Below are 10,870 nucleotides of genomic sequence, written 5' to 3'. Positions count from 1 at the left end.
TGCTCGGGCGGGCGGGGCGAATGGTGTTCGGGGTGCGGTCGCGGCGCCGGTACGTCCCGGTCCACGGGACGAGGGAGAGCCGGCGGGCGGATGCACAGCAAACCGTGCCAGGTTCGCCGCGCGGAGCACGCGGAGGCAAACGGTTTTCCGCACCCGCGGGGCGTCCGTGCGGTCCCTCGGATCTCCGTCGGATCCCCTGCCGCGCCCCGTCACGTCCTCGAAGGGGGCCCGTTGGGTCCCGCCGCGTCCTCGTGGGGTCCCCGTCGTGTCCCCCTCTTGTCCCAACCCGCCCGTGAACGCGGGGGTGTGCGTGCTCGTCGCGGAAAGGGTGGGACGATGGACCGCATGCGAATAGGCGGTGTGAAGGATGCGGTACGCGCCGGGACCGCGGCTGCGGCCTGCGGTGTCCTGCTGATGTCCCTGGCGGCGTGCGGTGGTTCGGACGGCGGCGGGAACCAGAAGACCGACGGCGTGTCCGCCGTCCGCACCGGTCAGGCCAAGGCGAGAACGACCGGTCTGAAGGCGATCCCGGAGGTCGGTGACCGGTTGCGCGGTCAGATCCCCGCGGCCTCCCGCCAGGTCGTGGCGGTCTACGGCGAGGGCCGGAACGCCACCGGTTCCACGATCGCCCTGTACACCAAGCACGGCTCCACCTGGGACCGCACCCGCGTCTGGCAGGGGCACAACGGCAAGAAGGGCTGGACCACCGACCACCACGAGGGCGACAACCGCAGCCCCGTGGGCGTGTTCACGCTCAGTGACGCGGGCGGCGTCCTCGCGGACCCCGGTGCCAAGCTGCCCTACACCCGGTCCGCGTCCTTCCAGGCGCCGCACTACTGGTCGAAGTCGCACTGGCACGACTTCGACTACGTCATCGCGATCGACTACAACCGGGTCAAGGGCACCTCGCCGAACGAGCCGACCCGGCCCGAGGGGCAGTCCAAGGGCGGCAGCATCTGGCTGCACATGGACCACGGCAGCGGGACCTCCGCGTGCGTCAGCCTCTCCAAGTCCGGGATGGAGTACCTGCTGCGCACGCTCGACCCCGCGCAGCACCCGGTGGTGGTCATGGGGGACAAGGCGGATCTGAAGGCCTAGCGGGCGTGCCCGGCGGTGGCGCGGTGCGCGCGCCGCCGCCGCGCCGTCCGTCCACCAGCGCGTCCAACAGGTCCTCGAGCGCCGTGCGCTGATCGCCCGACAGGGGCGCGAGGATCTCCTCCACCGCCGACCGCCGCGCCGCGTGCAGTTCCCGCAGCGAGGCGAGCCCGTCGTCCGTGAGTTCGATCCGGGTGACCCGGCGATTCGTGGGATCGGGCACCCGGCGCACCTTGCCGCTCGCCTCCAACCCGTCGACCAGCGTCGTCACCGCCCGGGGAACGACCTCGAGCCGGGCGGCGAGGTCCGCCATGCGCGGCGGCTCCCCGTAGTGCGCCAGAGTGCGCAGCAGTCGGGACTGGGCGGGGGTGACGTCCAGGTTGCGCTCCTGCAGATGATGCTTCTGGATGCGGTGCACCCGGCGGGTGAGCCGCATCAGCTGCTCGGCTAGCAGCCCCTCGGCATCGGAACGGTCGGACGGGTCCCCGGGGTGCGGGGACGGGTCGTGGTCGGCGGGGCCGGACGTGGTCATGACGGAACAATATCAGGACACAGTTCATTGTGAGTATAGGTAACAGTGAGCTATGCTCCGTCCGTCATCGACGTCTCACCACCCGTAGGAGCCATGCCCCGCCCCGACATCACCTGGACCCCGCCCCCCGGCACCTCGACCGACCAGCCCCGGCAGGTGCGCCGCATCCTCGGACTCTTCAGGCCTTACCGCGGCCGGCTCGCGGTCGTCGGCCTCCTGGTCGGCGCCTCCTCCCTGGTCGGCGTCGCGACCCCCTTCCTGCTCAGGGAGATCCTCGACGTCGCGATTCCGCAGGGCCGCACCGGACTGCTGAGCCTGCTGGCGCTCGGCATGATCCTCAGCGCCGTCGTCACCAGCGTCTTCGGCGTCCTGCAGACCCTGATCTCCACGACGGTCGGCCAGCGCGTCATGCACGACCTGCGCACCCAGGTCTACGGCCGGCTGCAGCGCATGTCCCTCGCGTTCTTCACCCGCACCCGCACCGGCGAGGTGCAGTCCCGCATCGCCAACGACATCGGCGGCATGCAGGCGACCGTCACCTCCACCGCGACCTCCCTGGTGTCCAACGTCACCAGCGTCGTCGCCACCGTGATCGCCATGATCGCCCTCGACTGGCGGCTCACCGTGGCCTCGCTGCTCCTGCTGCCGGTCTTCGTCTGGATCAGCCGCCGGGTGGGCAGGGAGCGCAAGAAGATCGCGACCCAGCGCCAGAAGCAGATGGCCGTCATGGCCGCGACGGTCACCGAGTCGCTCTCCGTCAGCGGCATCCTGCTCGGCCGCACCATGGGCCGCGCCGACTCCCTCACCCAGTCCTTCGCCAAGGAGTCCGAGAGCCTCGTCGACCTCGAGGTCCGCTCGAACATGGCCGGACGCTGGCGCATGGCCGTCATCAGCGTCGTCATGGCCGCCATGCCCGCCTTCATCTACTGGGTCGCGGGCATCGCCCTCCAGGTCGGCGGCCCGTCGATCTCCCTGGGCACGCTGGTCGCCTTCGTCTCCCTGCAGCAGGGCCTGTTCCGGCCGACCGTCAGCCTGCTGGCCACCGGGGTGCAGATCCAGACCTCGCTGGCGCTGTTCCAGCGCATCTTCGAGTACCTCGACCTCCCCATCGACATCACCGAGCGGGAGAACCCCGTCCACCTCGACAAGGTCGAGGGTGAGATCCGCTTCGAGAAGGTCGCCTTCGCCTACGACGACAAGAGCGGCCCCATCCTGCGGGACATCGACCTCACGATCCCGGCCGGCGGAAGTCTCGCCGTCGTCGGCCCCACCGGCTCCGGCAAGTCCACGCTCAGCCACCTGGTGCCCAGGCTGTACGACGTGACCGGCGGCCGGGTCACCCTCGACGGCACAGACGTGCGCGAGCTGGACTTCGACACGCTCGCCCGCGCGGTCGGGGTCGTCTCCCAGGAGACGTACCTGTTCCACGCCTCGGTCGCCGAGAACCTCAGATTCGCCAAGCCCGACGCCACCGACGAGGAACTGTACGCGGCGGCAGGGGCGGCGCAGATCCACGAGCACATCGTGTCCCTGCCCGACGGCTACGACACGGTGGTGGGCGAGCGCGGCCACCGGTTCTCGGGCGGGGAGAAGCAGCGCCTCGCCATCGCTCGCACCATCCTCCGCGATCCGCCCGTACTCATCCTCGACGAGGCGACCAGCGCCCTCGACAACCGCACCGAGCGTGCCGTGCAGGAGGCCATCGACGCGCTGTCGGCCAACCGCACCACGCTGACCATCGCCCACCGGCTCTCGACCATTCGCGGCGCCGACCAGATCGTCGTCCTGGACTCCGGGCGCACGGTGGAACGCGGGACGCACGAGGAGTTGCTGGCCCTCGGTGGCAGATACGCCGCGCTCGTCAACCGGGACGCCCAACTGGAGCCGACGGGATGAAGATATGCCAGGCTTATGACGGTATGCGGGTTACGGTGCCCGCATGCAGACGCACAGCCCGCGAAGGAACGCGAGGAGCACGGTCCGCCTGACCCCTCGCGGCCGTGCCGCCCTCGTGGCGACCGGAGCCGTTCTCGCGGTGGCCGCCGTGGCGGTACCGCTGCTGACCCTCGGCGCCGGGGACGGGGAACACCGGCCGCGGCGCCTCGTGATCCCCGAGGGGCGGCGGGCCGGCCAGGTCTACGAGGCCGTCGACAAGGCCCTCGCACTGCCCGCTGGCACCACCGCGAAGTCCCTGCCGAAGGCGGAGCTGAAGCTCCCCGCCGAGGCCCACGGCACTCCTGAGGGCTACCTGTTCCCGGCCACGTACCCGATCGACGGGAAGACGACCCCGCAGTCCCTGCTGCGGTCGATGGTCGACACCGCGAGGAAGAGGTTCGACGGCGGAGGGACCACCGCCGGGGCCCGGTCCGGTACGGCGAGCGTCTACCGCACGGTCACCCTCGCGAGCATCGTGCAGGCGGAGGCCGACCGGGAGGCGGACATGGGCAAGGTGGCCCGCGTCGTGGTCAACAGGCTGCGGCGCGGCATGCCGCTGCAGATGGACTCGACCCTCGATTACGCGCTGCACCGCTTCTCGCCGGTGCTCTCCACGGCCGACACGAAGCTCGACAGCCCCTACAACACCTACCGGCGGATGGGCCTGCCACCGACCCCGATCTCCAACCCCGGCGAGGACGCGCTGCGCGCGGCGCTGCATCCGACGCCCGGAAACTGGCTGTACTTCGTCACCGTCGGGCCGGGGGACACCCGCTTCAGCGCCACCTACGAGGAACACCGGCGCAACGTGGCCGCACTCGACCTCCGCCGCGAGAGCCGCACGCCCTCCTCCGCCGCACCGCGATGAGGCCGCCGCCGCGTACCGTCGCGTGGCGGGCGGCGGCTCAGGCGGCCGCCGCCGGTTCCGCGGCCAGCAGGCGGCGGATGTCCCGTACCGCGGCCCGGCCGGCCCGGTTGGCCCCGATGGTGCTGGCCGAGGGACCGTAGCCGACGAGGTGCACACGGGGGTCGGCCGCCGCGCGGGTGCCCTCGACGCGGATGCCGCCGCCCGGCTCGCGCAGCCGCAGCGGGGCGAGATGCCCGATCGCGGCCCGGAAACCGGTGGCCCACAGGATGACGTCGGCGTCCACCCGCTGCCCGTCCTCCCACTCCACGCCGGTCTCCGTGATCCGGTCGAACATCGTCCGGCGGTCCAGGACGCCCTCGGCGAGCGCCTGCCGGATCGCGTCGTTCAGCGGCAGCCCGGTCACCGAGACGACACTCCGCGGCGGCAGCCCCCGGCGCACCCGCTCGTCGACGAGGGCCACGGCGGCGCGCCCCAGCTCCTCGGTGAACGGAACGTCGCGGAAGACCGGCGGACGCCGGGTGACCCAGGTGGTCGCGGCGGCGTACGGGGCGATCTCCATCAGGTGCTGGGTCCCGGAGGCGCCCCCGCCCACCACGATCACCCGCTGCCCGGCGAACTCCTCGGGGCCGGGGTACTGGGCGGTGTGCAACTGCCGCCCGCGGAAGGTCTCCTGGCCCGGGTAGCGCGGCCAGAACGGCCGGTCCCAGGTGCCCGTCGCGTTGATCAGCGCCCGCGCCGACCAGACACCGGCGGAGGACTCCACCCGCAGCCGGCCGCCCGCGTCCTCCCGCACGGCGAGGACGTCCACCGGACGCCGCACCCGCAGGTCGAAGGCGCTCTCGTAGGCGGCGAAATAGGCGGCGATCACCTCGGAGGAGGGGCGCTCGGGGTCCGCGTCCCTCAGCTCCATGCCCGGCAGCGCGTGCATTCCGTGCACCTTGCCGTACGTCAGCGAGGGCCAGCGGAACTGCCAGGCGCCACCCGGGCGCGGGGCGTGGTCCAGGACCACGAAGCCGCTCCCCGGCGCGAAGCCGGTGCGCCGCAGATGGTACGCGGCGGACAGCCCCGCCTGCCCGGCACCGATGACGACGACGTCGACCTCACGCACCCCACTGTCGTTCATGTTCCTCCCAACCCCGGCGCACGCGCGGGTCTTCCCGGCCCCGCGCGGCGGGCGAGCCGGGGGGTGTGGAAACGCGCACCCGGGTGAGGATGGGGGCATGTCCGAAGCCTTCACCACCCGTGTCCTGAACGTGTCCTCCGGCAGCTCGGAGAGGGTCGTCGACCTCACCCGCGACTGCGAGGCCTTCCTGCGCGAGGCCGCGGCGGGCCGCGACGGCCTGCTGAACGTCTTCGTCCCGCACGCCACCGCGGGCGTCGCGATCATCGAGACCGGCGCCGGCAGCGACGAGGACCTGCTCGCGGCCCTGCACACCCTGCTGCCCGCCGACGACCGCTGGCAGCACCGTCACGGCAGCCCCGGCCACGGCCGCGACCACGTCCTCCCGGCCCTCGTCCCGCCGCACGCCACCCTCCCGGTCGTGAACGGCGCCCTCCAGCTCGGCACGTGGCAATCGGTGTGCCTGGTGGACACGAACCGCGACAACGCCGAACGTCAGGTGCGGCTCAGCTTCCTGGGCTGAGCGGGGCCGTGCCGTTGCCGCGTCGTCGTCGCCGTCGCCGCCCGCGGGGGACGCGCCGTCCGCTACCGGTCCAGGAGGAAGGCCTCGACGTCCTTCACCAGCCGGTCGGTCTCCTCCGAGGCCAGCTGGTGCCCGGAGTGCTCGTAGACCTCGAAACGGGCGCCGGGGATACCGCGGGCGACCTCCAGGCCGGCCTCCGGCGGATTCAGGCCGTCGGCGCGGCCCGAGACGACGAGGGTCGGCGCGGTGATCGCCGCGAGTGCGGGCCGGAGGTCGAAGCCGTGGAGCGAGCGGTCGATCGCAGCCCGTTCCCCGGGGGTCAGGACGATCCGTTGGGCCGCGAGCTGGGCGGTCAGGATCTCCTCGCGTCGCGCCTGCGAGGTGTGCGGGGACCACAGCACCTCCTCCAGGAGGGCGGTCGTCTCCTCCGGCGTGGCCGTCGCCAGGTCGAAGCCCTTCCGGGCCGCGTAGGCGGCCACGGAAGAGGTCCGGCCGTGCGCCTTCGGGACGACGAGCACCAGCGCGGAGACCCGCGCCGGCTCCAGGATCGCCGCCTGGGCGGCGAGGTAGGAGCCCATCGAGATGCCGAGGATCGCTGCCTTCGGACGGCCGAGGGCAGCGATGAGCCCGGTCAGGACCCGCCCCTGGTCCTCGATGCCGAACTCCGCCGGATGCGAGGAGAGGCCGTGTCCGAGGGCGTCGGGCGCGATCACCCAGAAGCGCCCCGCGAGGCGCTGTGCGAGCGGCGCCAGTCCCGCGGCCTCGCCGTAGAGTCCGTGCGCCAGTACGAGCAGCGGCGCTCCCGCCTCGCCGTGCTCCTCGTAGTGGATCGTGTGTCCTTCGATGTGCAGCTCGGGCATTGCCGGTCCTTTCCGTCGGTGCGCGGGCGTCGCGCGAGGGGAGTGCGTGCGCCGTCCGCAGGCGCGGCCGCCGCCTCCGGACGGCGCCGGTACCGGACTGTCACCTGGCCGCCACGGCAGCCAGGTCGAAGGCGCGCGGGGGGCCGGCGAGGGTGGCCTTGGCCTCGGCGCTGAGACCGTCGAGGATCTCGGTCTCTCCTGCCTCGACGCCGTCGAGCGCGAGACGGGCGAGACCGGCCGGATCGTTCATCACCTCGGCGGAGAACGTCAGCCCGGTCTCCTCCATGGCCTCGCGCAGTGTCGCGGTGCCGATGAGCCCGGCGACGAGCGCGGTGACCAGGGTCCCCTGGCCCGCCAGCTCCAGTCGCACACCGTTGGTCAGGCCCCATTGCGCGGACTTGGCGGCGGACAGTGCCGTATTCGCCTCGACGGCCGTCCACGCGGTCAGCGACAGGACATTGAGGACGGCACCGCCGCCGTTCCTGGCCAGGACGGGGGCGAAGGTTCGGATCATGTCGAGGGTGCCGAAGAAGTGGGTGCCGATCATTCGCTCGACGGCGGCGCGGTCACCGGTCGTCAGGCTCGCCACCTCGGTGGAGGCGGCGTTGTTGACCAGGAGGTCGACGTCGCCGGCGGTTCGGCGCGCGGCCTCCATGGAGTCTTCGTCGGTGATGTCGAGCGACAGCACCTCGGCGCCCGGGATGTCGACGATTTCCGGGCGGCGGGCGGTCGCGTAGACCTTGGCGCCGCGCCGCAACAGCTCTTCGGTCAGGTGGCGGCCGAACCCTCGGTTCGCGCCGGTGACGAGAGCGGTCGCTCCGTCTATTCGCATGGCAGATCCACTCGATCCTGTCGGGTGACGAGGCGGGACGAAAGATGACCGCGAGGTCAGGATATGACCCTAAGTAGAAAATGACCGGGCGGTCAACTTGCTAGGATTCCGGCATGCCTACCGCAGCACGTCCGGCCCGTGTCGACGCCGTCCGCAATCGCGCCCTGCTGCTGGCGGCGGCCGAGGCGGAGTTCGCGGAGCGGGGCCTCGACGTCTCGATCGCCGACATAGCCCACCGGGCGGGCGTGGCGAAGGGCACGGTCTTCCGCCACTTCGCCACCAAGGACGCGCTGGTCGCCGCCGTGGCCGGCGACCGCCTCGCCCGGCTCGTCGCCGTCGCCCGGAGCCTCGCGGACGCGCCCGACTCCGGTGCGGCACTACGGGAATTCCTGTCCGCGACCGCCGAGATCCTGCAGCATCAGGGCCTCACGTTCCTGCGGGCGGTCAGCGAGTGCGACCCCGTCGTCGCCGAGATCCACGATCGACTGCTCGCGAGCGCCGGGGTCCTGGTGGACCGGGCGCGCCGGGACGGTCTGGTACGGCCCGATGTCACCGGGGCCGACGTCCTGCTGCTGACCTGCGCCACCGTGCACACCGTCGGGGCGCTGTCGGAGCCCGGCTCGGACCTGTGGAGGCGCTACCTGGCCATCGTCGTCGACGGGCTGCGCCCCGAGGGCGCCAGTCCGCTGCCGAGGCCGGCCCCCGAGCGGCTCCGGCCCTCACCGCTCCCGCAGGGCGCCTCCTGACGGGAGGGATCTGACCGCTTTGTGGTGCCGATTCCGGCCGTTCCTTCTGGATCCGGGCCGAGTGCCTTGCTGCCGCCGGGAAGGACGGTTCATGATCAACGCAACGGCGCCGCATGAAGCCGGGAACAGCACACGACGGATGGGAAGTCGACCGTGAAGAAGCTCGTTCTGGCCGCCCTGCTCGGGTTCGGCCTCCTCACCGCGACCGCCGGCCCCGCCTCGGCCTCGGGGTACGTCTACACCGGCCACTGGTACAACTCCAAGGCCGCGTGCGAGCAGGCGTGGACGGACTCGCACGGCGGGTCGGGCGGCACCGCGCTGCCGCACGAGTGCCGCTACAACGCGGTCGGTGTCTACGAACTGTGGGCGTACCAGCTCTGAGCGGTCGGCGACAGCCGCCCCCGGAACCTCAGGTCTTCGTGCTGAAGGGGGTGCGCAGGGCGAGCATGGCGACGTCGTCGTCGTTGTCGTCGGGGCGCACCCGCTCCAGCAGGGCGTCGCAGAGCGAGTCCAGGTTGCGGTGGGCCAGCGAGGCCGCGTGACGGCAGAGGCGGCTGAGCCCGTGGTCGATGGGGCGATGCGGTGATTCGACCAGGCCGTCGGTGTAGAAGAGCAGCGTGGACCGGGGCGGCAGGACGGTGACGGCGTGGGGGCGGGGTCTGTCGACCTCGGTTCCCAGCAGCATGCCGTGGGCGTCGTTGAGGTACTGGACCTGACCGTCGTGGGTGACGAGCAGGGGCGGCGGATGGCCGGCGTTCGTCCAGTGCAGATGCCACAGCCCGTCGTCACCGAGGGTCAGCCTGCCGAGGATCATGGTCACCATGGGCACCTCGGCTATGTGCATCACGGCCTCGTCGAGCTGTGTGACGACGGCGCTGGGCGCGGCCGTCGGCCGGGACCAGACGAAGGCGCGCAGCATGTTGCGGACCTGGGCCATGCCGGCCGCGGCGTCGAGGTCGTGGCCCACGACGTCGCCGATGACCAGTGCGTGGGAATCGTCGCTGAGCGTGAAGGCGTCGTACCAGTCACCGCCCACGGACGAGGCGTCCGGGGAGGGCAGATACCGCGCGGTCATCTCCAGCCCGCGTACGGTGGGGAGCTGGGGGAGCAGGTGGCGCTGCATGGTCTCGGCGACCTTGCGCTGGCGCTGGTACAGGCGCGCGTTGTCCAGGGCGAGCCCGGTGCGGCGGGTGAGGTCCTCCAGCAGCGGCAGGTCGGCGAGGGTGAACGGATCACGGTGCGGCGCGCGGCCCAGGGTGAGGGCGCCGAGGACGTCGCGCAGACCCCTGATGGGCGCGATGGCGGCGGAGTGCATGCCCGTCGCGGTGAACAACCGCTGCTGTTCGACCGCGAGGCCCGAGTCGGGCGGGCCCTGGTAGGTCGAGGGACCGGCGAGGGAGGAGGCGGTGCCGCGCAGCGCACGCGAGAGCGGCATGGGGGAGTCCGCCGTCACGGGAGGCATGGGGCCCTGCAGGTCGTCCCGTTCGACCAGGATTCCTCCCTTGTGCTCCACGACCAGGGCCCGGCGCACCTCGTCGCGCTCCATGAGCAGGTCGACGACCGCCCAGTCCGCCAGACGGGGGATGGTCAGGGCCGCCAGCCGGTGCAAAGCCTCGTCCACGTCCAGGGTCGAGGTGAGCTGCGTGGTGGTCTCGGCGAGCAGGGCGAGGCGGTCCAGCTCCGTCAGTCCCCCGGAGCGCTCGTCCTCGCCGGGCTGCGGCTCGTCCGGCTGCGGCGACTCGTAGAGCAGGACGAGGGCGCCCGCCGTGTTCTCGTCCGAGGCGTAGGGCGTGACCAGCCAGCACGACTGGAACAGGGTCCCGTCCCCGCGGGCGAACCATTCGGCGTCGCCGTGCCGGGTGTCCTTCCTGAGGACCGCGTTCCGCATCGGGCAGCGCAGACGGGGCACCGGATTGCCGTTCTCGTCCCGGTGCAGCATGTCGTGGAAGTCCTGCCCGAGGAGATCCTCCAGGCCCCGGTCCAGCAGGCCGCGGGCCTCCTCGTTGGCCGCGACGACGAGTCCGCCCTGGTCCAGGACGAGGGCGGCGGTCCCCAGCCTCTCCAGCGCTCCGTCGAGAGGCACACCGTGCCGTGCCCGGTCCCCGGGCATGTCCCCCGAGTCGGCATCGGTGGTGTCGTTCATGTCTCTCCTCGCTCCGAAACGCAGGTCAGCTACCCCGGCAGGAGCATTTCATGGCCGACGGGCCACAGTAGCGAACACCTGCTCGAACCGCGCGGTGCCGGAGCGGCCGCCGTTCCCGTCCTCGTTCCGGCCGCCGCCGGCCCGTGCACGACGCGATCGCCGCGAGGCCGTTCCCACCGACACCCGACGCGGTGACGGGGCCCGTACCGCCGGCCG

General features: G+C 72.1%; 11 protein-coding genes. 6 read left to right on the top strand and 5 right to left on the bottom strand.

Going from position 1 to position 10,870, the window contains the following annotated elements; genetic code table 11:
- The first annotated feature begins 345 nt into the window (after positions 1-345).
- Entirely contained in the window at positions 346-1,098 is a 753-nt protein-coding gene (locus tag OHB09_RS04085) for a hypothetical protein (RefSeq protein WP_176944923.1), read from the top strand.
- Here OHB09_RS04085 and OHB09_RS04080 read toward each other — a convergent pair.
- A complete protein-coding gene (locus OHB09_RS04080) occupies positions 1,067-1,531 on the bottom strand; it encodes a MarR family winged helix-turn-helix transcriptional regulator (protein WP_234525187.1) in 465 nt (154 codons plus the stop codon). The two genes, OHB09_RS04085 and OHB09_RS04080, sit on opposite strands and share 32 nt — an antisense overlap.
- A gap of 189 nt (positions 1,532-1,720) precedes the next feature.
- On the opposite strand from OHB09_RS04080, the gene OHB09_RS04075 reads away from it, so the two are divergent.
- Both OHB09_RS04075 and mltG read left to right on the top strand, forming a co-directional pair.
- Entirely contained in the window at positions 1,721-3,523 is a 1,803-nt protein-coding gene (locus OHB09_RS04075; RefSeq protein ID WP_006144316.1) for an ABC transporter ATP-binding protein, read from the top strand.
- A 43-nt stretch (positions 3,524-3,566) separates the two neighbouring features.
- Entirely contained in the window at positions 3,567-4,430 is an 864-nt protein-coding gene (gene mltG, locus OHB09_RS04070) for an endolytic transglycosylase MltG (RefSeq protein ID WP_191852634.1), read from the top strand.
- Between the two features lie 37 nt (positions 4,431-4,467).
- Here mltG and OHB09_RS04065 read toward each other — a convergent pair whose 3' ends face one another.
- Positions 4,468-5,553 carry an NAD(P)-binding domain-containing protein gene (locus OHB09_RS04065; RefSeq protein ID WP_328921623.1) on the bottom strand — a complete coding sequence of 362 codons (1,086 nt, stop codon included), beginning with the start codon at positions 5,551-5,553 and terminating at the stop codon, positions 4,468-4,470.
- A 97-nt stretch (positions 5,554-5,650) separates the two neighbouring features.
- On the opposite strand from OHB09_RS04065, the gene OHB09_RS04060 reads away from it, so the two are divergent.
- Positions 5,651-6,073, top strand: coding sequence for a secondary thiamine-phosphate synthase enzyme YjbQ (locus OHB09_RS04060; protein WP_006144319.1), 423 nt, complete (start codon positions 5,651-5,653; stop codon positions 6,071-6,073).
- A gap of 62 nt (positions 6,074-6,135) precedes the next feature.
- Here the strand turns inward: OHB09_RS04060 and OHB09_RS04055 are convergent, their stop codons facing one another.
- Complete coding sequence (locus OHB09_RS04055; protein ID WP_328921622.1) at positions 6,136-6,933, bottom strand: alpha/beta fold hydrolase; 798 nt, start codon at positions 6,931-6,933, stop codon at positions 6,136-6,138.
- A gap of 100 nt (positions 6,934-7,033) precedes the next feature.
- Positions 7,034-7,765, bottom strand: coding sequence for an SDR family NAD(P)-dependent oxidoreductase (locus tag OHB09_RS04050; RefSeq protein WP_328921621.1), 732 nt, complete (start codon positions 7,763-7,765; stop codon positions 7,034-7,036).
- Positions 7,766-7,878: 113 nt separating this feature from the next.
- On the opposite strand from OHB09_RS04050, the gene OHB09_RS04045 reads away from it, so the two are divergent.
- Together OHB09_RS04045 and OHB09_RS04040 are read left to right on the top strand one after the other, a co-directional pair.
- Complete coding sequence (locus OHB09_RS04045) at positions 7,879-8,511, top strand: TetR/AcrR family transcriptional regulator (RefSeq protein WP_006144322.1); 633 nt, start codon at positions 7,879-7,881, stop codon at positions 8,509-8,511.
- A gap of 153 nt (positions 8,512-8,664) precedes the next feature.
- The gene (locus tag OHB09_RS04040; RefSeq protein WP_006144323.1) at positions 8,665-8,892 is read left to right on the top strand and encodes a hypothetical protein; all 228 of its coding nucleotides are present in this window, start codon (positions 8,665-8,667) and stop codon (positions 8,890-8,892) included.
- A 28-nt stretch (positions 8,893-8,920) separates the two neighbouring features.
- Here OHB09_RS04040 and OHB09_RS04035 read toward each other — a convergent pair whose 3' ends face one another.
- On the bottom strand, positions 8,921-10,654 hold the full coding sequence (locus OHB09_RS04035; RefSeq protein WP_328921620.1) for a SpoIIE family protein phosphatase: 1,734 nt from the start codon (positions 10,652-10,654) through the stop codon (positions 8,921-8,923).
- Positions 10,655-10,870 lie beyond the last annotated feature (216 nt).

It is taken from the genome of Streptomyces griseoaurantiacus (assembly GCF_036189845.1).
In the GTDB taxonomy this organism is placed as follows: domain Bacteria; phylum Actinomycetota; class Actinomycetes; order Streptomycetales; family Streptomycetaceae; genus Streptomyces; species Streptomyces griseoaurantiacus.
This window is presented reverse-complemented; position numbering and strand designations above follow the sequence as displayed.

What these genes read in the sequence shown, in the direction of transcription:
- OHB09_RS04085 (WP_176944923.1), top strand. Translation starts at nt 346, where the DNA reads ATGCGAATAGGCGGTGTGAAGGATGCGGTACGCGCCGGGACCGCGGCT.
- OHB09_RS04080 (WP_234525187.1), bottom strand. Translation starts at nt 1,531, where the DNA reads ATGCGGCTCACCCGCCGGGTGCACCGCATCCAGAAGCATCATCTGCAG.
- OHB09_RS04075 (WP_006144316.1), top strand. Translation starts at nt 1,721, where the DNA reads ATGCCCCGCCCCGACATCACCTGGACCCCGCCCCCCGGCACCTCGACC.
- mltG (WP_191852634.1), top strand. Translation starts at nt 3,567, where the DNA reads ATGCAGACGCACAGCCCGCGAAGGAACGCGAGGAGCACGGTCCGCCTG.
- OHB09_RS04065 (WP_328921623.1), bottom strand. Translation starts at nt 5,553, where the DNA reads ATGAACGACAGTGGGGTGCGTGAGGTCGACGTCGTCGTCATCGGTGCC.
- OHB09_RS04060 (WP_006144319.1), top strand. Translation starts at nt 5,651, where the DNA reads ATGTCCGAAGCCTTCACCACCCGTGTCCTGAACGTGTCCTCCGGCAGC.
- OHB09_RS04055 (WP_328921622.1), bottom strand. Translation starts at nt 6,933, where the DNA reads ATGCCCGAGCTGCACATCGAAGGACACACGATCCACTACGAGGAGCAC.
- OHB09_RS04050 (WP_328921621.1), bottom strand. Translation starts at nt 7,765, where the DNA reads ATGCGAATAGACGGAGCGACCGCTCTCGTCACCGGCGCGAACCGAGGG.
- OHB09_RS04045 (WP_006144322.1), top strand. Translation starts at nt 7,879, where the DNA reads ATGCCTACCGCAGCACGTCCGGCCCGTGTCGACGCCGTCCGCAATCGC.
- OHB09_RS04035 (WP_328921620.1), bottom strand. Translation starts at nt 10,654, where the DNA reads ATGAACGACACCACCGATGCCGACTCGGGGGACATGCCCGGGGACCGG.